This is a genomic window from Sulfoacidibacillus ferrooxidans (assembly GCF_022606465.1).
Lineage (GTDB): Bacteria > Bacillota > Bacilli > Alicyclobacillales > SLC66 > Sulfoacidibacillus > Sulfoacidibacillus ferrooxidans.
This window is the reverse complement of the sequence record NZ_JALBUF010000007.1, coordinates 1-21891: the sequence shown is the minus strand read 5'-3', so window position 1 is coordinate 21891 and position 21891 is coordinate 1. Positions and strand designations below refer to the sequence as shown.

Here is a 21891-nt window from a genome sequence, read left to right as displayed (position 1 = left end):
ATACCTACCCCTTTTTAACTACTAGTCGCGATGAATGAGCGAGCGAGAAACCGGCAAAAAAGTGCTTCTTACTTGTTGCATCGCAGAGATCCGTGCTTCTGCCATATGATTAGCTGCTGCATACGTTGGGATGTTACGTTCTTTAGAAATGCGGTAAATTGCAAGCATAATATCGTAGATGTTTTCTACTTTTTTCTGTGCACGCTCTGCTTGATATCCTTCCAATTCGTCCGCTACATTAATAAGTCCACCAGAATTAATCACATAGTCCGGTGCGTACAAAATACCCAATTCATGCAATTTATCTCCGTGACGATCTTCTGCCAACTGATTATTGGCCGATCCCGCAATGATTTGACACTTTAAATGAGGGATGCTTTCATCAGAAATTACTGCGCCAAGCGCACAAGGAGCGAAAATATCACATGAAACACTGGTAATATCTTGCGGAGCTACAGCTGTTGCACCAAGCTCACTCATCGCTTGTTTCACTCGATCTTCTGAAATATCCGTGACTATGAGATTTGCACCCACTGCTTTTAAACGAGCAGCTACATCATAACCGACGCTACCAAGGCCCTGAATAGCAACAGTTTTTCCTTCAAGACTATCCGTTCCATATACTTGTCGAACAGAAGCCTGAATGCCCCGAAATACACCAAGTGCAGTAACCGGACTTGGATCTCCAGAACTTCCGTAAGCTTTTGATACGCCCGTCACATAACGAGTTTCCTGGTGAATGATATCCATATCAGCGACTGACGTTCCAACATCTTCTGCGGTGATATATCGCCCATGCAAACTCTCAATGTATCGACCTAGTGCCCGAAATAATGCTTCACTTTTATCCGTCTTTGCATTACCAATGACAACTGTCTTACCACCGCCTAGATTAAGACCTGCAGCAGCAGCCTTATATGTCATGCCCCGTGCTAGGCGAAGAGCATCTGTAATGGCAGCCTCTTCGTTTTCATATGACCACATTCTGCATCCACCTAATGCAGGTCCAAGTGTTGTATCATGAATCGCAATAATTGCTTTTAAGCCAGAAGTACGCTCTTGGCAAAAGACAAGTTGTTCATAATCATATTGTTCAAGTGTCTCGAAAACTGCCATTATATAATCCCCCTAAGTATGCATGAATCCTCATCGTCTCACGTAGTATATAGCAAGATTCTTGCCATGCTAATTAGACAGATAGAATCATGCATGATGTCATGAATATTCTACGGTTTTTCCTAAACAATCATTAAAAGCGTGCAATACATTGCGTTGTCATGCAAATTATTGCATGAAATTATTTGCACGCATTAATAATATTGCGCTATATACTCGTATTCACCTTTACCATTTTTATCATGTTCCATGCATTACATGGTCGATTGATCCGAAATTCCAAGGCGTTCTAGTTTATAATATAGTGTACGAATGGAAATGCCTAAGCGTTTAGCAGCTTGTGTCTTATTGTCATTCGATTCATTAAGTGCCTCAAGAAGTGCATGTCGTTCCGCTTCTCGCACGATTTCCTCAAGAGAAACGATAGTAGGAAAAGGAGTGATTGCATGGGTAGATGCTTTTACAGAGTGCTCTGGCAAATCAATTTGAGCACTTTCTATCGTACTATCTTGATATTTAGCTTGAATCATTGCACGACCAATAACATTTTCTAATTCTCGTACATTGCCTGGCCATGCATATTCTGATAAACGAGTTAATGCTTCTTCACTAATCCGCTTGACACTTCGTCCAAAATCAAGATTAAATCGATCTATCATCATATGTGTGAGTATAGGGATATCCTCTATCCGATGGCGTAATGGCGGAATCATGATCGGTAACACATTTAAACGATAGTATAGATCTTCTCGAAACTTACCTTGTGCAATGGCTTGCTCTAAATGTACATGAGTAGCCGCAATCACACGGACATTTACAGCAATTGGCATTGCACCGCCAACACGCAAAATTTCACGCTCTTGCAAAACACGCAGTAGTTTTGCTTGAGTACTTAAGGAAAGTTCTGCAATTTCATCAAGAAAGATGGATCCATCGTTGGCTTCTTCAAAAAGGCCCTTCTTCCCTCCTTTTCGCGCACCACTAAAAGCTCCCTCAACGTATCCAAAAAGCTCACTTTCCAGCAACCCTTCAGCAATAGCTGCACAATTGACACGAACAAATTGGTTGTATTTGCGATCACTCGCATTATGTATGGCATGTGCAAACAGTTCTTTTCCACACCCAGACTCCCCACGTAGCAGAACAGTTGCCTTTGTTTCTGCAGCTCGTTTTGCAGCTTCTACAGCAGCGGTCATAGCAATACTAGTCCCCAGAATATCTTCAAATGTGTACTTTGCTTCTAATTTTCTAATGCGTTTACGTGCTCTTTCTAATTCCTCAGACAACGCGCGCATCTCCGAAATATCATGAATTACAGCTACGCTTCCCTTAAGTTCATCCCCCACAAGGATTGGTGCAACATTAACGATCACGTCACGACCTTTAGGACCGACTTTCATTTTGACGTTACGTACTGCAAGACGTGTTTGAAGTACTTTTAAGTGCACACTTTCGCCTTCTGCAATATCCACATCTGCGGATTTCCCAATCACTTGCTCTTCCTCTAACCCCGTAAGACGTGTATACGCAGGATTTATGAGGATACCAATACCATCTGAGTCTACGACTGAAATAGCATCTTGTGTTGAATGAATAATCGCTTCTAATAATGTCTGGATTTCACTTGTCACAATCAGTTCGCCCCTCATGCGTCGTGCGTGAATGTAGGGCCTGTGAGTACACTAAGAGCATGTACAAGCGTCCCGCTAATGGATTGCAACGAGTCAACAGCACCGGCTGGATTGCCGGGAAGATTGATAATAAGGGATTCCTCACAAATACCACACACTGAACGTGATAAGATCGAGTACTTTGTTTGCAATAGACCTTTCCTTCTCATCTCTTCCGCCATACCTGGGACCTCTCTTGTAATCACGTTACGCGTAGCCTCAGGAGTCACATCGCGAGGTCCAAGACCTGTACCACCTGTCGTTACAATGAGTGCAATGCGTTTAGCGATAAACATGCGTAAAGCCTGTTCAATCATCACCTGTTCATCGGGAACAATATGTTGTGTATCAATATGAAATCCAATGAATTCTAACTCTTTAGCTATAGCCGGTCCCCCGCGATCTTCCCGTTCACCCCGAAACGAACGATCACTAATCGTCAAGATGGCAACTGAAAAGTCTTCAGGTCTTTTTGTGGACATCGTTATTCTCCCTTCGTTTATATCCGTAGCTTTCCTTTCATCTCTTCCTCTATCCTGGTCATACATGATCTCGCACAAATACCCCACTTTTCCCCCCACTCTTTTCAAGTAGGCCAATAAAAACAATCGTCATCGCTCGATCAATAGCTTTACACATATCATATACAGTCAGTGCAGCAACAGAAACCGCAGTCAGTGCTTCCATCTCTACGCCTGTTGCGCCTAATGTATGCACACGTGAAATCACGCGAAGCGTTGTTGGATTGGGATATGAAAACTCAAGATCAATACCGGTTAATGCTAATGGATGGCATAAGGGAATAATGTCTGATGTTTTTTTTGCTGCCATGATACCAGCTATTTGAGCTACTGCTAGCACATCTCCCTTCTTTATTCCACCCTCTTGAATACGCAAAAGTGTGGTTTCTGACATTTCAATATCTGCTTTTGCTAAGGCAATCCTGTCCGTTGCTTCTTTTCCCATCACGTCTACCATCTGTGCACGACCTTGCGCGTTAACATGTGTAAGTTCAAATTGATTATCACCATCTGATTGACTCATAAGTCACCTCGTACATAAGTGTACCGAAAGATTTGTTTTACACGCAAATCGAGTTACATCGGCTATATGTTATAATGATCCATAGTGAAGCATTGTACAAGATTGAGTTTGTCCCTTGACTTATAAAAGCTGTTGGAAATGAGGTATAGATCGTGAAGATTGACGTTAAGTTATTTGCAGCTGTCGCCGAAAAAGCAGGTGCGTCTTCGGTTACAGTGGAATTTCAACATTCTTCTGAAGTAACGATTAGGGAAATAAAAAAAGCATTAGTAGAGAAAATACCTCAGTTACATGAGATGCTTGAGCACTGTTTTTTTGCACGCGGAGATGACTATGCTACACCAGAGACGGTAGTATTTGAAGGAGATACCATCGCCATCATCCCACCCGTAAGCGGGGGTGAGTTAGCTGCTTTTGCAGATGCAACTGTGCGGATTGTTCGAGAACCATTATCTTCTGAAGCTATGTATCAGGCAGTCGTGCGTAAAGAAGCGGGTGCAGTTGTTGTTTTTGCAGGGACTGTACGAGAATTTACAAAAGGTCGGCAAACAAAGTACTTACAATATGAGGCGTATGACGAGATGGCTATTCGACAAATGCAGCAGATTGTCAATGATAGCGAAGCGCGTTTTAAAGACTCTAAAATGTCTATTTGGCATCGTGTGGGAGATTTACAATTGGAAGACATCAGCGTGTTGATAGGTGTTTCAACACCACACCGTAAAGATGCATTTCGGGCTGCCGAGGAGGCTATCACCACTTTAAAACGCACTGTGCCTATTTGGAAAAAAGAGTTTTATGCTGACGGTGAGGTAGAATGGGTAGGACCAGATGGAGTTTGGGATCCAACAAAACATGAGTAAGCGATTTCACAAACTATGCAGGCAAAAACTTGCCTGCTATTTTTTTCACCGCTCATCATCATCTTCGAGCAGGCGAGGAGAAAGCTTGTGTGCACTGCCCTTTTCACGGACGGAATGAGAAATGGCGACGAACGGATCTTCATTGCAATGTGCGGTTTTACGCAGTAATTCTTCCGCTTCTCTCTTAATGGAGGTTTGCGATAAAGACTTATGTCCTTCGGCCACAAAATACACTCCTTATTCAATCAGATGAGGACGATGGTGTATTTCTTATTAGTATAATCTTTATTTTACTACGTAGATAGGCCAAGTTCTAGTCCTTCAGATGGGATTTCATTTAAAATCTCAACATCATCATCGACTTGTTTCTGTGCGCGCATAGAAGTGCGTAATGACCAATCCACGATATGCCACATACGCTCTGTATACGCTGCTAATAATCGATCAAGTTCTGCGCTTGGTAACACTAATATGCCCAGTTGATCTGCATACTGTAAAAAGCGTGCGTCTACTTTCCCTAACGACAAAACCATGGCCCGGACAGTTTGTTCCAATGCCATACGGACGTACACGTGATCTAAAATAGAAAGAGCAACACTCCCATCTTCATCAGCTACACCGATCTGAAATAAAATTCTCTGATTGCCCGTATGTGTGACAAAGTAACCATCATGCTCTGCTTCACAACGCGTGGCCAATGACGCTTTATCCTGTATAAACACTTCTTGAATCAGATGGATACAAGCAACCATATTTTCAGTGGCCAGTTGATTTAATGAATCCACTGTTAATAGTTCATTCTCAACTTCTAAGTCGACATCTTCATGTACGCCATCTGATCGTTCTTTATTGAATAACCGCGACTCAAGAATAATTGCGCGTCGATTTTTAACAACTGCCTCTTGAGCTATTGCAATTCCCGTATTAACGATAGTTAGTACAGGAGTTAAACGAGTAGCTTTAACAAATTGCCTCATTTGTTGCACCGACCAAAATTCTTCCAAAAGAGTAGCAAACAACTCTCGATATAGAAATGTCGGTGCGCCATTTTCTCTTTCGCACTCCCGTTCCCATATAGAAAAACGCAGACATGCAGATGCAAAATCTTCGGCCGTTTCTAGTTGTTTTTTTTGTAGTACTTCTATTTCTATGCGACTTCTGTAGAACTTACATACTTCGCGATTTGCTATCAGTACAAGTAATAATACATCAACCGAAAATCCTATCTGTCGTTTAGCAACGACTGCAAGATCATTCCATGGAGCTGGGAATTCTTTGATTGACACATGGTGTGCATATACGATGGGAAGTTTAGCTAAACGAACTTCATTGGACTCGCCAAATTGATACGGCACACGAAGATATCTTGGGTACTTTTGTGCAAAACGACGACACAACCCAACAATCTCTTCATGTTCATGAATCAGTTTACGCAACTTCCACTGTATGCTCCACTTATATAGACAACGTTTACTCCATGTAATCACTGGAGACCCCTGTACTTCATCAATTATAGTAAACCAACTAACAGTGAATAAACCACTGCCAATAATTAAAGCCGAATCATTGTGTAGCCATAGTCCAACACCACACAGAATGAGGCTAATTCCCCATAACTGCGTCATTGTTTTCCCCCCATTTCTATCTTTTTTAGTATTCCACTCTTTTTGAATTTCAATCAGTCAAAGTGCACTTTCTATTTGCATGTGGGATTTTGTAATTTATCCAAGTCATTTTTGAGGTCTTTCAGCGCTCATAGAATCATAGACTGAGAGAAAAACAGAGATTTGTTTTAGAGAGGAATGGGTTCATGCGAAAAGTATTATTTGCACATCTTATCGAACAACTTTCTACTCGGATTCTCTTTATTGCGACGACGATATTAGGTTTAATCGTAGCTATATCACTATATGGTAGCTCTCAGTTTTTTCAGTTGGCTAGCGCAAGTGAAGCTGCTATCTCGATCATGCTAACTGATAATGCGATCACACAAATCGCGCCCTCACCACTTCCATCTCCTGTAAATATGGCTTATGCTTTTAGCTGGCTTTCCTTAGCTGGCGTCAATCCAAATCTACACTTTACGCTGCCTATTTCTAAAAAGATAGTGTTCCCTACATCCTTGCCAACGATCTCTTGGAATAGCCTTATTCAAAAAGTTCTAACTAGTGGTGCTGCTTCTTCACGTTTAACGATTGGATGGACGATCGATAGTAGTGAGCAAACGATATCCAATGCGATTGCTGCAAGTCCAGGATTACGAGTAATCGCTCCTAAAAGTTTTGATGTCGATGGATTAGATGGAGCTCTATCCGGTTCCATATCCAGATCGGCTGTGGCTTATGCTCATCAACATGGTGTTCAAGTGTGGGCTGTAGTTGATAATGGCTTTAACGGACCACTGAGTCACCAAATATTGGCGTATCGCGATCAACAAAATATGTTGATCACACATATTGTTCAAGAAGCAGTAAATGCCCATATTAATGGTATTAATTTAGATTTTGAAGGATTATTACCTGAGGATCGATGGAATTTTACAGACTTTGTACAAAAGCTAGCTACTGCACTACATGCACACCATATGGATTTATCTGTAGATCTCCCACCGGATATTGTTCCTGATGACAATACGGGGGCCTATAATCACAGTGCGCTTGCCAAAGCAGCAAATTATATTATCCTCATGGGATATGATGAATACTGGGGAGGAGAGCAAATCGCGGGGCCAACTGCGTCTTACCCGTGGGTTAAACAATCCATCAACGATATGTTGAATACCGGTGTACCATCGTCTAAACTGATTCTTGGCCTTCCTTTCTATACCCAAGATTGGACTGTAGGTAAAAATGATAGCGCACTTGCTAGTGAAGCCCTATCGCTATGGCAAACTCGTACGTTACTTGCATCAACACACGCTAAGGAGACATGGAACGCCAAACTTGGGTTGCATGTCGCCTCATTTGTTCAAAATGGTGTAAAACACGAGATATGGATTGAAGATAAGCGTTCATTATTACTCTTTGCAGATCTCGTCAGTGAGCAACATTTAGCAGGTGCAGCTGCCTGGTATTTAGGATTAGAAACAAAAACTACGTGGGAAGCTTTGGTCGATACAGTACGTTCAACAATCGCTTGATTCAAGTGAAACAGGGGCATCATAAATCTCTGTCGTTACATTTTTGGATAGCCACTCAAATATTTTATCTCGATTCCAGCACTTCGCCCCTAGACCTGTTAAAAACGATGTTCCAAGGCTCACAGCATCACATGAACGAACACAAACGGGTAGGTTAGCGTAAGTAGCCTGAAGTGAAAACAGTCCTGGTATGCCAAATCCATAGGTGTCTGTATACAATTGATATATATGTTGGCCAGTTAATCGTTCCATGTCCAAAAGGGCTGTAGTAACCGCCATCGCCATCGCCCGAAGTGCAGCAGCATAGATCTCTTCTGAGGTTGTTGAAAGACTAATACCATCAATCATAGCGTGGTGCGGGGATCGTTGTGATGATGAAATCACTATCGATTCGTTATTAAGATGTGCCTCGATCAATCCTTCTAACAAATTCTTGTTTTTAGGCAGTGTAAATGGACTCCCTAAGAGCCATTCCAAAATCAATTGGGGCGCCTGAAAATTAGCTGATAGTATCCACTCTATGGGTGTCAATAGAGGTGCATGTAAACGAAATTTTTCTACCGATCGTGACAATGTTTCAACTGTGTCCATTCTGTGAGAAAATGCGCCAAGAGCGACTACTAGTCCTTCCCGATCGTAGCTAATAAATGCATCATGTTGATCCATCAACCCTGCACCAAAGAAGGCGCTAACAGATGTTGATGTAACACATGTGATAGCAACTGGAAAACCAGATAAGTATGGTGATGCGACGTGACCCACTTGTTCTGCACATGAAACAGGCTGAGGAAAAATGAAAGATTGAAGAGATTTTTCTGCGCGCAACGCTACAAGACTATGGCTAGTAGCCATCACACAATGTTTGCTTTGCGATAAATTCCATATCAACCAGCTCTCAATACCACCAATAAAAATGGTACCTTCTTTGATTTGATGGGTATGATCTCTGTTTAACTCAGACTCAATTCCCTCTAAAAATAAACTCCGATTCGCAAAATTTAACGGATCTAAATGCATAAATTTGATAGGTCCAAGAGGACTTCCAGAGTTTAGCTCCCACAAAACAATAGCATTTTCAGGAGCTGATATACCCATTCCCGACAATTGATCCGCAGAAACATGCGCCTTACGTAAGGTACTATCGAGCAATAAAATAACACTACTCAATAGTTCATCAGGATCAACTAGTACTTCTTTATCCTCGTCCAATGAAAAAGTTCGTGTAGCAGTTGCCACAGTACACCCATCGCCGTCACATACAGTAACCGTTGCTGATGATCCCCGATAGATAATCGATAACACATATTCAATTGAGTCCAACCCGGTTGACTCCCTTCACTACTGGTTAATAGAGGTTGTCCTAAAAATAATCTTTATAATTCACGAACCATGAGTCGCTTAGCCACATCGTATGTCAAATCCATGATTTTACCCTGTAGCATGACTGACATATCATCATCCTGTTGATGATATGTCACGATGGATAGTTCTTGTCCAGGAGCAAAGCCATTGTTCTCTAAACTTCTGAGTAGTTCAACTTCCTCTTCTGCCTGCTCAAAAATCCTAACAATTTCAAGCGGAACACCTACTGGCATATCAGACAATGGAACTGCCTTCACTACAGGTACATCTGATCCAGGGATTGCATTGCCATGTGGACAAGTAGTAGGGAACCCCAACCATTCATCTAGTTTTTTCTCAACAGTAGGAGTTAAACAGCGTTCTAGATGACTCGCTTCAATGTGAGCCGTACCCCAATCTAATTGTAGTGTATCACATAAAAAACGTTCTAAAATACGATGTCTACGTAATGAAGCGTTTGCTTGTTGTTCACCAATCGATGACAGTGAAATTTCTTTCTTATTATTTAACTCTACAAGTCCCATGGCTACAAGCCGTTTCATCATTTGGGTGACAGTAGGACGAGAAACTTTAAGATATTCTGCTATACGCGCTGCGATGACCACCACACCTTCTGTTTGTAAGATCGAAATGGCTTCTAGATATGTGTCTGCCGCATAAGTGATCTTCATAGAAACCCTCCATTCTTAGTTTGCAAAAGGCAAACGATATTCTCACTATCATATTATCATTTTGTTATCGAAAATCCGCGCCTATCGCGATAGGCGCGGATCCTAGACTGTGCATGTAATGTTCTATGAATGGGCCAAAAATCCCCGCAATAAAGTATCGCAATACTCTGTAGATGTTTGCAAACGCAATAAAAATCCTTGTGCAATCTCAAGAGGTGCTAGACGGTCTGAAGCTGCGAGAGGTTTAATAATGTCATCAAATAACCCCTCCGCATGACCAATATCTGCATCAATATGTTCCGTTAGATAATCTAATTGAGCACGATCCATTCCTTGACGCACACACGCCCGCACCAGTTGATCGCATCTTTTAGGTGCATTGAGTTCAAACGCTGCAAGATAACCTGCTAAACGCCAAGCATGACGTCTATCATGAGCCATACCAAGCTGAATATTACTACAAGCCAGTGCTTCTGTCGATGGTTGTTCTAGGATATTATCTGTCTTCCCTTGAAACTGTGCCACGTATCGACTTGTTCGGTTAAACAGAGTAGTATGCACACGATCAGATTGTCCGTGCCCCATTTCATCAGCAAAATTTTCAGCGTATTCCTCTTTAACTGATCCGTCCATTCCGATTTGAGCGAGTGCAATCAGATCATCAAAACGCGCATCGACACTCCCTTCTTGATAAAAAAATGATTTGACATCCGTTAATGATGCTTCATCACATAAATAAGAAAAGATGGGATGATGGGATGCAATGTGATCTTCATTGATCTCTTTTAAATAGTTAACAAGCGCATCAGGATGTTCAGGAACAGGAGCGACATCTAATTCGCTAAGATGTGCAAGCTCGTGACCAAAGAAACGTTCCCACAATAACTTGCGCACTTCAAAAGCAACACGCGATTGTTGATTTCGTGCGCCCCATGTATGAGGTGCTGCACTATGCATGGCAAATAAATCAGATAAAGTCATGTGAAACTCTGCGCGTAGATCCTCATGTTGCCTAGAGAATGCAAGATCACAAAGCGTGTGAGCACGCGCGAAAATATTCCATGTGCTTGCTGCATCGGTTGCATCCAATTCTGCAATTGCATGCAGCTGAGTATAGAGTGGTCGGTGATCCTCTGCCATTGCTGATGTACGCTCCAAACGCAACCCCCGCTTTCCTCCCTACTGTTTTTCAGGAAATTTTATGCGACAGTACTTGCGATTAGCACGTTTTATGTCGAAACTGTTCTAAAATGGCCGAAATTTCCGTTGCTTCAGGTATGACGATGAAATCTTCGGTTAACTTTGCTTGAAAAGCTTCGCGATTTGGACCGATGCCAACAAAGTGAAATCCTGCTGCTTGTGCAGCAAGTAAATCTGCAGGAGAATCACCAATGACAACAACTTGATGTGCTCTATATGAAAAGGCAATACTTGCATACGTATGTGGATGGGGTTTTGCAAGAGAGTAGGCAGGAAGCCCGTATTGTTGCTCATAATCTACTATATCATCAAATGTACAAATTCTATTTTCATCAAAAAATTCAAGAAGTCCAAAGGAGTTTAGAGGTTTTATGACCTCGCTGCGAGGTCGGCCAGTCCCAATCCCTAAAACAATATCTTTATCACGTAAACTGCGGAAACATTGGATCAATGCATCATGGTTACACAATAAGGTTTCATGTGCAATCATTCCATCTTGTAAAAAAAGATTGTCTGTTTTAATAGTGCCCAGATAAAATTGTTGGAATCTCCGCTTAACCTCTTCAAATAACTGAGTTGGATATTCGCTAATGGGATATAAGCAAAGCTTACTCTCCATGTCTCGTAATCTCATCACCAACTCTTGCCCAGTACCAGAAAGAGTTTGAAATTGATCGTATAACATATCGCCTATATTCTCTGAAAATCTGTGGTCACGCGCACAAAGGCCAAGTAAAACTGTACCAGCGTAAGCTTTATCCCAGTTACTATTTAATGCCTTCATGCGCATCGCATTCATTAATTTGTCAGGGAAAATAGTTTGCCGCAAGACTTCAACTGCTTGCAGATTATCGATCGATTCATGACCAGAAAGAGAGCTTTTGTGATTATGTGTTTGTGAAAAAAATTGCGCAATAAACGAATGCATGGTCAGTGCTACTGAACGTAAGTATCCTTCTTCAGACAATATTACGCCATCCATATCAAATAACAATAAAAGTCTATCATCTATCTCTTTCATCATACTTCAATCAAAAATTCAATATTTCCCGCGACACCAGCGGTCATTTGTGCACGCCATGGCCGCTCTGCTAACGCCTCATAAAGAGCCATCCCAAACGAACGAAAAGTAGCTTCCCAGATATGATGTCCATGACCTACTCGTCCCTTGAGTAAATCAAGATGCAATGTACATTGCGCACCTTGTACAAACCCTTCAAAAAATGCCACCAAATCTTCACTACACATGCCTTCCATTTGTTCTGGGAGTTCCACGGCGGTTCTATTAAAATCTAGATACGCGCGACTTTCAAAAGAAATCACTGCACGTGTCAATGCTTCATCAATCGTTCCATACGCAGAACCATATCCAACAAGTCCTTTTTGAGCATGGTAATCCACATACTCTTTTACAGCACGTCCAAACGTAATACCCACATCTTCAGTAATGACATGTATAAGGTCAAAATGATCAAGCTCCACAGTTAGTCCAATATTCATTTGTCCACGCCATGCTACATGTTCTAACATATGATTAAAAAATGGCAATGGAGATTTCAACCTTTGCTTTGCTTCTGGGTCGCGCGGACCGCGATCTATGGTCACTTCGATACTTGATTCTTGTGTACGGCGCACTACTCTTATTGGTTTTTCATTCAACATATGTTTTGACACCCCTCACTAAGAAATTCATACCCACGCTTACCAAATAACACATGTCATGAACTCTTATTAATAAATCGTTTGCGGATCGCATCACCATGAGTTTCAAAACCTTCCACATCGGCCATAGCCACAGCGTAGGGAGCCATACGTTGTAGTGCCTTTTCAGTCACATAGCCGATCGATGACCGTTTGAGAAAATCATGCAAAGAGACGGAAGAAACCGTACGAGCATGACGGCCTGTAGGCAAAATGGCGTTTGGACCCAGTAGAAAATTACATAGTGTAATAGGCGTGTGTTCGCCAAGCAAGATCTCACCTGCGTTTACAATACTTTGAAGGTAAGAAAAAGGATCTTGTATCATCACCTCTAAGTGTTCCGGTGCATATTCATTGACAAAAGCAATGGAGTCAGAAACACTTTTTGTTACTATAATACCGCCATAGCGGCGTAGAACTTCTAGCACATATGCTCTGCGCATGGGATTCTTAATGGTGGCTATCAATTGTTCCAAATCATGTAGGACCGCATCAGCAAGTGATTCGCTATCAGTCACCAAAAGAGAAGCACTATCAGGACCGTGCTCTGCTTCAATTAAAAGATCTAATGCAACTTTATAGGGAGTAGCCAATCCATCCGCAACAATGATCGCTTCACTTGGCCCTGCTGGAATTCCTGGATCGATCACACCCATGAGCAATCGCTTAGCAGCAGTAACATATGGATTACCTGGACCAAGAATCTTGGCGCACTTTGGTATAGTTTCTGTTCCATAAGCAGCAGCTGCCACAGCCTGCGCTCCACCTACTTTATACATTTCGGTAATCCCAAGTAAATCCGCCACAAATAAAATAGCTGGATCTACCTTGCCTTCCGGATTAGGCGGGGTTAAAACGACAATTCGTTCAACGCCAGCCACGACTGCAGGTGTTCCAAGCATCAGCAAAACAGATGGAAAACTGCCTTTTCCGCGTGGAACATAGAGCGCTACATCCGTTATCGGAGTGACTTTCTCGCCTGCCAAGATACCATCATCAACCTCCATCATCCACATAGGTTGAGGTTTTTGTGCTTCATGAAAAGCGCGAATATTTTTGGCTGCATAGCGAAGTGCTGCCGCTACTTCAGGATCTACTTGTGCCTTTCCTAGTGCATATTCTTCTGGTGTAACTCGCATCTCTATGGCAGTAAGGTTGACTCCGTCAAATTGTTTTGTGTATTCTAACACAGCTTGATCACCACGTGCAGATACATTTGCACAAATCTCCGATACAACAGGTATCTGATCGGAGATATCCATACTCGCTCTCGTGAGTATGCGTTTTTTTGTCTCTTCGTCCGCAGTAGACCAATTGATTCGATTCACTTCCATCATGATCGCACCTCAACTCCACTTTAGCATATTAGCATACTAAAGCATTTTTGTATTTCTGTCTACCTAGTCATCACATGTTTCAGCAAGAGTCATGTTTTTATGATTGTTTAGCCACAATCGCTACTGTGCAACGCGAAATACAGACTAAACGATCTGTTTCATCGGTAATTCGAATATTCCAAATATGTGTCGTGCGTCCCCTATGTAAAGGTACTGCAGTGGCGATCACATATCCAGAACTCACGGAACGAACATGATTGGCATTTATCTCAAGTCCAACAGCGACATGAGTATCTTGATTGATCTGATTCCATGAACCGACACTCGCTACGGTTTCAGCGAGTACAACGGACGCACCACCGTGCAAAATGCCTGCAGGTTGATGGGTGCGATGATCGACAGGCATACGTGCAATCACTATTTCCGGTTCTAATGTCTCAATTTCTATGCCTAACCATTCAATCATGGTATTTTGTGTCATACGTTGTTGTTCTGTCATTTTTCACCATCCCTTTCAATATGAAAATGATCCATCATTAATGTCCAAAACGCATGGATCAGTCGATCTTTTTGATTGGACTTTGCAATCACTAAATAAAACGTGCGCACAACAGGGAGAACAAATATCTTTTTAACCTGTGCGCGATTGATTGCAAGCGATGAAACAAATGCAAATCCAAGGCCGCCTTCTACCATCGCAATTTGCGTATGGGTATCTTCTACATGCGCGATATAGCGCAACTCACGCGCCTGAATATGATAATAATCTAATAGTGCATTTTCTACTGCACGCTTAGTTCCTGAGCTTTGTGTTCGGGCAATTAAAGGCAATGTTACAAGATCTTGCGGCCCTATTGCACGGTCTGTATCTGGTGGACCTATCAAATACATTTCATCGTGTTGCAACGGTTCGATCTTCCATTCTGGTCCTTCTGGTAAGATGCCAACGATGGCAACGTCAACACTTCCTTGACCTAAAGAAGCAAGCACATCTGCTGAAGACTGTACATGAACAGAAAGGTCCACATGCGGATATTGTGTCCGAAATGCTACTAAACCTTGTGGCAACAGATGTGCACCTGGTATGGTACTCACACCAATATGTAATAGCCCAGTTATTTCCGTGCCAAAAGACTGACAAGAGTGAACTAACTCCTCCCATTCCCTGATGAGGCGCTTCCCTGTCTGATACGCAATAACACCGGCTTCTGTTAGCTGTGCATTCGCTTGTTCGCGATAAAATAAGGTGACACCTAACTCCTGCTCAAGTGTTTTAATCTGCTTGCTGACCGCAGGTTGAGTCAGTCCTAGTTTAATGGCGGCTTCAGAAAAACTACTGCGATCTGCAACCTCCATGAGAGCGATAAAACGCTTAAGATTCACAAGCTGATCTCCTCATGAGACGATTGTACACCTCTAATTTCTACAATTCTTATGTTATCATAAAATGGAACGATTTTAATGACAAAGCCATACAACCTGTTAAAATGATTTGTTGCATGGATAAGAAAAGGGTGAAATATATTGAAAAAAGTAGCCATGGTTACTGGAGCTAGTAATGGTATTGGAAAAGCTACAGCCTTGCAATTAGCCGATGCTGGATTTGATTTAGTACTTGGTGCGCGCAATCGAGATCGTTTATCGGAAGTGGCTACAGCCGCACAAGCAAAAGGTGCGGCTGTATGGATAGAAGTTCTAGATGTGCGCTCACTAGATAGCGCTACACATTTTGTAGAAGCTGCAAAAAATCATTTTGGACATATTGATATTTTAGTCAATAATGCGGGACTAGCTATTGGAACGACCAAAATTGCTGAACAAACGGATGAAACAGAATGGGAAACCATGATTGACACCAATGTCATGGGATTATTGCGGATGACCCGTCTTGTCGTGCCACTCATGATTGAACATGGATATGGGCACGTGGTCAATCTTGGATCAACAGCTGGCCACGATGCATATGCAGGTGGTTCTGTATATTGCGCAACTAAATTCAGTGAACGCGCCATTTCGACCGCTCTTCGACACGAATTATTAGGTCATCCTATTCGTGTCACCTCTGTTGATCCTGGGATGGTAGAAACAGATTTTAGTGTAACCCGTTTTCATGGTGATCAACATAAAGCTGATCAAGTCTATCAGGGAATGACTCCTCTAACTGCAGAAGATATTGCAGACATTATCGTCTTCGCTGTCACGCGAAAAGCGCATGTAGATCTTGATACCATCATTGTTCGACCTACGGATCAGGCTGGCAATGGTTTAGTCCATCGAAGATAAGAACTATTTTCTCTTAGTCGCGCATAGGCTGTATCAGCCTATGCGCGACAAGGAGGATTACCTTTGTATGTATATAGTGTAAAAAAAGGAGATACCACTGCTACAGTCGCAAAGATGCACTTTATTCGCGAGCAAGAACTACGTCAAATCAATGGACTAACTAGCTCAAAACTCACCCCTGGCCTCAATTTAATCATTCCCGGTAAACCAAGTACACTTGTACATCACACAGTAGGCGCCGGTGAAAGTTTAACATCTATCGCTCGCCAATATGATGTGACTGTGGCAGCTGTGGCTGGTACAAATGGTCTATCAGACCATGCAAAACTGGAAATGGGCCAAATTCTCTTTGTACCTGTGCCCATGAAAACAAAACGGGAGATTGAAGTGAACGGCTATCTCATCCCATCTGGAACAAGTGCAGATCGGAGCACGGTGGCAACGTCTGGTCAATTAACCTATGCAACGATATTTAGCTACCATGCGAACTTTAAAGGGGACTTAATACCCCTATCCGCTAATGATGCACTTAGTGCTCTCGATCAACATGGTGTGCTACCTTTGTTGTCCGTCACAAATTATGACGGTACGGCATTTAGTCCTGATTTGGCTCATACAATTATCCATTCATCTGACCTTTCCACGAAATTATTTGAGTCTATTGAAAAAAGTTTGGAAAAAGAAACATATCGCGGTGTCAATATTGACTTTGAACATTTGCAACCTGACGATCGTTCAGCATATAACGCGTTTATTCGAAAACTCGCTGATCGTATGCATCAAAAAGGCTATAGTGTATCGATCGCCTTGGGCCCCAAAACAAAAAATGAGCCTAATGCAGCGTGGATGGGAGCTTTTGATTACGAGACACTCGGATCACTGGTCGACTTTATAATGTTGATGACTTATGAGTGGGGTTGGGTAGGCGGACCTCCCATGGCAATAGCCCCACTTAACCAAGTACGTGCAGTGCTAGAATATGCAATATCAGTCATTCCACGAGAAAAAATATTAATGGGGATTCCTACTTATGGTTATGATTGGGACATACCAGATACTAAAAATAATCTGGCGACAGGCATTTCTCCATTAGGTGCTCAAAATCTAGCCATTGATAACGAAGCAACCATTCGCTTTGATATCATGTCCGCAAGTCCAATGTTCCGTTATCGAGTAGGGGATCAAGAACATGAGGTATGGTATGAGGATGCTAAATCGATTCTAGCTAAATTTCATCTTGTATACGACATGCAGTTACGTGGCATTAGTTTCTGGGTTCTTGGTCAACCATTCCCCCAACTCTATGATTTAGTTACTGAGACCTTTCATGTAAAAAAATGATGGCCTATCGAGTTACCTTTTTGTTCAAATTACGTTTGTACAACAAAGAGGCTGAAGTGATCAAAAGATCACTTCAGCCTTCATGCTACTACACGTTCACGGCACCAACTAATACTTTTGGACCAAGCGGAGTGACATCTGTTGATCGCGGTTCCAATGTAACTGCGATTACTGAGTAGTGAGATTGGGGGATCTTTGAAGCAAAAATAGCTTCCCCTTTTGAGTTTGGTTTAAATATTCCACACGAATAAATAGAAGCTCCTGATTTTGTAGGTTCAACTAACCAAACCTGATAGACTTGTGAACCTACCACGGGCGCAAGACCAGAAAATTTCATATACAAATCTTTCGCTGTCGTTGCAGAGCCAGTAATCCACAGCTTAGCTGACGCTTGGTTCATCACTGCAGTCGGTGAAAGAGCTTCACTTTGCATGACTGTACCTAAAGGAGAACTGGGTACTACTGTGCGATCATGAATTTGTGAAATGCCAACTACAAGTAGTGCGATCACAGCGACTGCAGCCACTGACGGCCAAGTTGATATTTTAAAACGACTTCTAGAACTTGATTGATGATGAAAAATTGGCGTTGTCTGTACATCTTTAATAGGTGCTGGCTCATCATTTGCAAACACATGTTGTAAAACTCTCGAACGCATGCCCTCTGGTACTTCTACATTTTGATAGTATACTAAGAGCTGATCGCTCAAACCTTCGATATCTCTCACTCGATCTTGACACTCTTTACAATCTGATAAGTGCTCCTCAAACGAGCGCTTCTCATCTGATTCAAGGCCGCCAAGTACGTATAGTTCACACAATGAGCACCAGTTGTCCTCTTGCGTCAAGGCGTATCCCCCCATCCTTTCGACGAAAGCCTCTCCCGTAAGTGAGCCAGCGCAAGCCGAATTCTGCCTTTGACCGTTCCTAGTGGCACACCAAGTTCTTCAGCAATTTCCCTTTGAGTCTGCCCTAAATAGTACATACGCTCAATTGTTACTCTTTGATCATTCGAAAGTGACCCCATTGCATCAAAAACTGCATTTCGCAAATCTGATTCTTCTGTCCTTACGTCTGGCCCTTTATCCGTAGCAGCTAATTGAAGCCAATCATCAGACTGTAAGTGAAGATGATCTCCGCGACGTGTTGATTTGCGATAATAGTCAATCGCCACGCGGCGTGTAATAGTTAACATCCATGTAGTTACTTTAGCCTGATTGGAATGATACGATTCTGCACCTTTCCATATTTTCGTAAAAACATCTTGAACCACTTCTTCAGCTATATGACGGTCATTGACACAGCGTAACGCAAAGCTAAATACCATTCGCTCATACCGATCATATAGCGTTTCTAGAGCAGTTCGGTCATTTAGCGCAATTTGCGCGAGTAAATGTTCATCCGCCAAAGGATCCCCCATTGAAACCTCACAATCTGCCCATGACCTCGCGGACTGAACGAGAGAGAGCTATCTATTAAAAAATTTATGTAGTACTGGTGATCCAAGATACACACCACCACGTACTAGAGAGTGACTATGCATTTCATCCTAAAGAAGAGGTGAAGTTTTCGTGGAAGACCAAAACAAACGCACATCACGTAGACATTTTTTAAAGCAAGCCGGTTTCGTCAGTGCTTCTGTAGCTCTTGGAGGTTTTGGATTACTGGATGGTGACGCCTTTGCTGCAACATCGACGGACACCGTCCAGAGTATTATTGATGCTGCTTTGACTGCTGAACTGTTAGCTACTACATTTTATTATACCGGTTTGCATTCTCCAATAGGTGTTTTACTCAATAGTAATAACAAACCCTATCTTCAAGGTGCTCTCGGTGCTGAATATTACCACGTTGAACTTTTAAAAGGGGCGGGCGCTCAATCGTCTTTTACCAACTTTTATTTCCCTAGTGGTACCTTTGCTTCTAGCGAAACCTTCTTAACGATCCTCGAAGCATTAGAAGGCACTTTCATTAAAGCCTATCTTGCTGCCGTCTATCAATTTGGAGGGCCTTTAAAACAACCTGCCCTCGCTCAATTGGCTGCTGAAATTATGGGGGTCGAGTGTGAGCATCGCGTCTTAGGCCACGAAATTGCCGGTCTGAACGTACCTAACGACTTTTACCTTGAAGAATCAGGTGGTACTTCTGTTGCCGCCATTGCCGCTGGGTTAGCTCCCTTTGTTACACCCAACCAATTCCCTGGTGGTTCAGATGGTCCTTATGCTCTCCCCTCCTCTTGGCAAGTCAAAGAGGCTGTCGGTTCTAACGGCGGGTGGAATCCCAATAACAAAAAACCACTCACACAACAACAAATTCACAACGGATAATTCATCGGTCCCGCAATCCATCGCTTCATCCAGGGTACGGTTGTGAGAACGTCCGTACTCTGGCAGTCCTATCATACTGGGGAGGTCATTCATGTGTTTTCTAATATCGGTATACCAGGCGTTATTCTCATCGTCGTTTTTGCACTGATCTTATTTGGCCCAGCCAAGCTCCCTGAATTAGGAAGAGCCATGGGTAAAACACTCAAAGAATTTAAATCAGCCACCCACGAATTAACCAGTGAAGCACCAGTCACCATGGCCACCGTGGTCCCGGTCGAGATCGCCAAAACTCCCGTACACAGTGGGGTCGAAACGCCTGCCCAAGATGTGACAGAAGGATGAAATTTAATTTATCACAGTGGAAACGCAATGTACACAACGATCAAACCGTGATTTTTAATCCAACTGGCAAGTGGCAATTTTCAGATGCTGATTACTGCTGACAACTACTTTTCGTTCATGGTCAACTTATTGCTTCCATTATGGTGTACCTAAAAATAAAGTATCTAATCGAACTTCCACAGCATGTCCATTTTCTTGTTGCAAAGAGTATGCACTAGCTGCTTGTCGTGAGCTGACTATCGAGTGCAGGTTACGATCGATAAAATGAAGAGCAACTCCATCATCCGCTGCGATCCCTGGAGCAATCTCACCACTTGCTATGAATCGCTGATAGGTGGGTCTACGCATTGCTTCCCCATCATAGTGAGGACAATTACTTCCTGATAAAAGTCCAAGACATGTCAAAGGTTGCAGTTCAGAACCAAACGAATCTGTTAAACCTTCTTCAAACCAACAGATAGAACCTGCGCTAACACCTGATAATACAATTCCTTGCTCCCACGCTTGTACCATGATCTGATCAAGATGCCATTCGCGCCATAAGGCAAGTAAATTTTTTGTATTCCCACCACCAACAAATATAATATCTTTTTCCAATATGTAAGATTCTAAGTCAGTTGTCGGGGGTTTAAACAAAGATAAGTGAGATGGCTGACACTCGTATTTTTCAAAAGATGTATAAAATTTATGTATATAATGTTCACTATCACCACTTGCAGTACCTACAAAGCAGATTCTAGGGCGCGGTTTCTTACTCTGAGATAATATATAGTGATCGAGTAATGAATTTTCCGGTTCCATTGAAAATCCACCACCACCTAAAGCTATAATTTGTTTCAAATGAAAATCCCCCTTTTTGAACAGGCTCTTTATATAACATTGCATATCTATACAGGGATCAAACGACCCCTGTATAGATACGTATTATGCATAGTTTACACGGTTTAATAACAGTTTCAAATTTCCAGTAATAACAATTTCCCCGGTTTGCTTGATAATCTCATGTAAAATAGTAACTACACCCTGATTCTCTCGACGGTCTTGCAAATCAGTAATGGTTGCCTTGACGTGAACAGTATCACCAATAAATGTAGGTCCTGTAAATCGCAAGTGATCAATCCCATAAAATGCAGCAATGATCCCAGGTTCAAAGTGCAGTAATCCTGTAGAAATAGAAAGAATGAGCATTCCATGAGCAATCCGGCGTCCAAACTGGGTTGTTCGAGCATACTCATCATCTATATGCAATGAAAAGAAATCACCACTTAGTCCTGCAAACGAAACAACATCTGTTTCAGTAATGGTCCTCCCAAAGGAAGTCCACGTCTCACCTACTTGATAGTCTCCATAAGGTTTATAAAACACTTTATATTCCTCCTAGTATATTAATGTCACGTACTCCAAAGAGTTTTGAGATAAAATTCTCGTAGTGGTCGGGGTACTACGAATTCCTCCTTGGGACCATTGGTTCTCGATCTTGAGAGTGTAGTCCCCGC

23 protein-coding genes and 1 pseudogene are annotated in these 21891 nt (G+C 42.3%); 6 read left to right on the top strand and 18 right to left on the bottom strand.

The window, feature by feature from the left end; genetic code table 11:
* Positions 1-21: 21 nt before the first annotated feature.
* The 4 genes and pseudogenes from MM817_RS10910 to moaC all read right to left on the bottom strand — a co-directional run bounded on the left by MM817_RS10910 (position 22) and on the right by moaC (position 3830).
* Positions 22-1116, bottom strand: a complete 1095-nt coding sequence (locus tag MM817_RS10910) for a Leu/Phe/Val dehydrogenase (RefSeq protein ID WP_241714858.1) — start codon at positions 1114-1116, stop codon at positions 22-24.
* Between the two features lie 254 nt (positions 1117-1370).
* A pseudogene (locus MM817_RS10905) lies at positions 1371-2756 on the bottom strand (sigma-54 interaction domain-containing protein); the annotation flags it as partial.
* A gap of 5 nt (positions 2757-2761) precedes the next feature.
* Positions 2762-3268 (bottom strand): MogA/MoaB family molybdenum cofactor biosynthesis protein, encoded by a 507-nt coding sequence (locus tag MM817_RS10900; RefSeq protein WP_241714856.1) that lies wholly within the window; start codon positions 3266-3268, stop codon positions 2762-2764.
* A gap of 58 nt (positions 3269-3326) precedes the next feature.
* Positions 3327-3830: a cyclic pyranopterin monophosphate synthase MoaC gene (gene moaC / locus MM817_RS10895; protein ID WP_241714854.1), complete on the bottom strand. Its 504-nt coding sequence runs from the start codon at positions 3828-3830 to the stop codon at positions 3327-3329.
* A 152-nt stretch (positions 3831-3982) separates the two neighbouring features.
* Between moaC and MM817_RS10890 the strand changes: the two genes are divergently transcribed.
* A complete protein-coding gene (locus MM817_RS10890; RefSeq protein WP_241714853.1) occupies positions 3983-4693 on the top strand; it encodes a molybdenum cofactor biosynthesis protein in 711 nt (236 codons plus the stop codon).
* Positions 4694-4738: 45 nt separating this feature from the next.
* Here the strand turns inward: MM817_RS10890 and MM817_RS10885 are convergent, their stop codons facing one another.
* Together MM817_RS10885 and MM817_RS10880 are read right to left on the bottom strand one after the other, a co-directional pair.
* Positions 4739-4918 carry a hypothetical protein gene (locus MM817_RS10885; RefSeq protein ID WP_241714851.1) on the bottom strand — a complete coding sequence of 60 codons (180 nt, stop codon included), beginning with the start codon at positions 4916-4918 and terminating at the stop codon, positions 4739-4741.
* Positions 4919-4986: 68 nt separating this feature from the next.
* Positions 4987-6318, bottom strand: coding sequence for a hypothetical protein (locus MM817_RS10880; RefSeq protein WP_241714842.1), 1332 nt, complete (start codon positions 6316-6318; stop codon positions 4987-4989).
* A gap of 185 nt (positions 6319-6503) precedes the next feature.
* Here MM817_RS10880 and MM817_RS10875 point away from each other — a divergent pair, with 185 nt between their 5' ends.
* A complete protein-coding gene (locus tag MM817_RS10875; protein WP_241714841.1) occupies positions 6504-7832 on the top strand; it encodes a glycosyl hydrolase family 18 protein in 1329 nt (442 codons plus the stop codon).
* Here the strand turns inward: MM817_RS10875 and MM817_RS10870 are convergent.
* From MM817_RS10870 to MM817_RS10835, 8 genes are all read right to left on the bottom strand, one after another.
* Positions 7818-9152 (bottom strand): hypothetical protein, encoded by a 1335-nt coding sequence (locus tag MM817_RS10870; protein WP_241714830.1) that lies wholly within the window; start codon positions 9150-9152, stop codon positions 7818-7820. The genes MM817_RS10875 and MM817_RS10870 overlap by 15 nt on opposite strands.
* A gap of 53 nt (positions 9153-9205) precedes the next feature.
* Positions 9206-9865, bottom strand: coding sequence for a metal-dependent transcriptional regulator (locus MM817_RS10865; RefSeq protein ID WP_241714828.1), 660 nt, complete (start codon positions 9863-9865; stop codon positions 9206-9208).
* Positions 9866-9988: 123 nt separating this feature from the next.
* Positions 9989-11029 carry an iron-containing redox enzyme family protein gene (locus tag MM817_RS10860; protein WP_241714826.1) on the bottom strand — a complete coding sequence of 347 codons (1041 nt, stop codon included), beginning with the start codon at positions 11027-11029 and terminating at the stop codon, positions 9989-9991.
* Between the two features lie 55 nt (positions 11030-11084).
* Positions 11085-12047, bottom strand: coding sequence for an HAD family hydrolase (locus MM817_RS10855; protein WP_272879928.1), 963 nt, complete (start codon positions 12045-12047; stop codon positions 11085-11087).
* Between the two features lie 38 nt (positions 12048-12085).
* Positions 12086-12727, bottom strand: coding sequence for an imidazoleglycerol-phosphate dehydratase (locus MM817_RS10850; protein WP_241714822.1), 642 nt, complete (start codon positions 12725-12727; stop codon positions 12086-12088).
* A gap of 56 nt (positions 12728-12783) precedes the next feature.
* Entirely contained in the window at positions 12784-14103 is a 1320-nt protein-coding gene (gene hisD, locus MM817_RS10845) for a histidinol dehydrogenase (protein ID WP_241714820.1), read from the bottom strand.
* Between the two features lie 97 nt (positions 14104-14200).
* Positions 14201-14602 carry a hotdog fold thioesterase gene (locus MM817_RS10840; RefSeq protein ID WP_241714818.1) on the bottom strand — a complete coding sequence of 134 codons (402 nt, stop codon included), beginning with the start codon at positions 14600-14602 and terminating at the stop codon, positions 14201-14203.
* Positions 14599-15486, bottom strand: a complete 888-nt coding sequence (locus MM817_RS10835) for a selenium metabolism-associated LysR family transcriptional regulator (protein ID WP_241714817.1) — start codon at positions 15484-15486, stop codon at positions 14599-14601. Before MM817_RS10835 ends, MM817_RS10840 begins: the two co-directional genes overlap by 4 nt.
* Positions 15487-15627: 141 nt before the next feature.
* Between MM817_RS10835 and MM817_RS10830 the strand changes: the two genes are divergently transcribed.
* Complete coding sequence (locus MM817_RS10830) at positions 15628-16386, top strand: SDR family NAD(P)-dependent oxidoreductase (protein ID WP_241714815.1); 759 nt, start codon at positions 15628-15630, stop codon at positions 16384-16386.
* A 63-nt stretch (positions 16387-16449) separates the two neighbouring features.
* A complete protein-coding gene (locus MM817_RS10825) occupies positions 16450-17727 on the top strand; it encodes a glycoside hydrolase family 18 protein (RefSeq protein ID WP_241714813.1) in 1278 nt (425 codons plus the stop codon).
* Between the two features lie 88 nt (positions 17728-17815).
* Here MM817_RS10825 and MM817_RS10820 read toward each other — a convergent pair whose 3' ends face one another.
* Both MM817_RS10820 and MM817_RS10815 read right to left on the bottom strand, forming a co-directional pair.
* Complete coding sequence (locus MM817_RS10820; RefSeq protein ID WP_241714811.1) at positions 17816-18574, bottom strand: anti-sigma factor; 759 nt, start codon at positions 18572-18574, stop codon at positions 17816-17818.
* The gene (locus MM817_RS10815; RefSeq protein WP_241714808.1) at positions 18571-19134 is read right to left on the bottom strand and encodes an RNA polymerase sigma factor; all 564 of its coding nucleotides are present in this window, start codon (positions 19132-19134) and stop codon (positions 18571-18573) included. The genes MM817_RS10820 and MM817_RS10815 overlap by 4 nt, the downstream gene beginning before the upstream one ends.
* 163 nt (positions 19135-19297) lie before the next feature.
* Between MM817_RS10815 and MM817_RS10810 the strand changes: the two genes are divergently transcribed.
* Together MM817_RS10810 and MM817_RS10805 are read left to right on the top strand one after the other, a co-directional pair.
* Entirely contained in the window at positions 19298-20053 is a 756-nt protein-coding gene (locus MM817_RS10810) for a ferritin-like domain-containing protein (RefSeq protein ID WP_241712823.1), read from the top strand.
* A 42-nt stretch (positions 20054-20095) separates the two neighbouring features.
* Positions 20096-20395, top strand: coding sequence for a twin-arginine translocase TatA/TatE family subunit (locus tag MM817_RS10805; RefSeq protein ID WP_419723386.1), 300 nt, complete (start codon positions 20096-20098; stop codon positions 20393-20395).
* A 138-nt stretch (positions 20396-20533) separates the two neighbouring features.
* On the opposite strand, the gene MM817_RS10800 is transcribed toward MM817_RS10805, so the two are convergent.
* Complete coding sequence (locus MM817_RS10800) at positions 20534-21235, bottom strand: Type 1 glutamine amidotransferase-like domain-containing protein (RefSeq protein WP_241714806.1); 702 nt, start codon at positions 21233-21235, stop codon at positions 20534-20536.
* Between the two features lie 84 nt (positions 21236-21319).
* Positions 21320-21760, bottom strand: a complete 441-nt coding sequence (locus MM817_RS10795; protein ID WP_241714804.1) for a MaoC/PaaZ C-terminal domain-containing protein — start codon at positions 21758-21760, stop codon at positions 21320-21322.
* Positions 21761-21891: the final 131 nt, after the last annotated feature.

Coding starts and splice junctions, on each gene's coding strand:
- MM817_RS10910 (WP_241714858.1), bottom strand. CDS start 1,116: ATGGCAGTTTTCGAGACACTTGAACAATATGATTATGAACAACTTGTC.
- MM817_RS10900 (WP_241714856.1), bottom strand. CDS start 3,268: ATGTCCACAAAAAGACCTGAAGACTTTTCAGTTGCCATCTTGACGATT.
- moaC (WP_241714854.1), bottom strand. CDS start 3,830: ATGAGTCAATCAGATGGTGATAATCAATTTGAACTTACACATGTTAAC.
- MM817_RS10880 (WP_241714842.1), bottom strand. CDS start 6,318: ATGACGCAGTTATGGGGAATTAGCCTCATTCTGTGTGGTGTTGGACTA.
- MM817_RS10875 (WP_241714841.1), top strand. CDS start 6,504: ATGCGAAAAGTATTATTTGCACATCTTATCGAACAACTTTCTACTCGG.
- MM817_RS10865 (WP_241714828.1), bottom strand. CDS start 9,865: ATGAAGATCACTTATGCGGCAGACACATATCTAGAAGCCATTTCGATC.
- MM817_RS10855 (WP_272879928.1), bottom strand. CDS start 12,047: ATGGATGGCGTAATATTGTCTGAAGAAGGATACTTACGTTCAGTAGCA.
- MM817_RS10850 (WP_241714822.1), bottom strand. CDS start 12,727: ATGTTGAATGAAAAACCAATAAGAGTAGTGCGCCGTACACAAGAATCA.
- hisD (WP_241714820.1), bottom strand. CDS start 14,103: ATGATGGAAGTGAATCGAATCAATTGGTCTACTGCGGACGAAGAGACA.
- MM817_RS10840 (WP_241714818.1), bottom strand. CDS start 14,602: ATGACAGAACAACAACGTATGACACAAAATACCATGATTGAATGGTTA.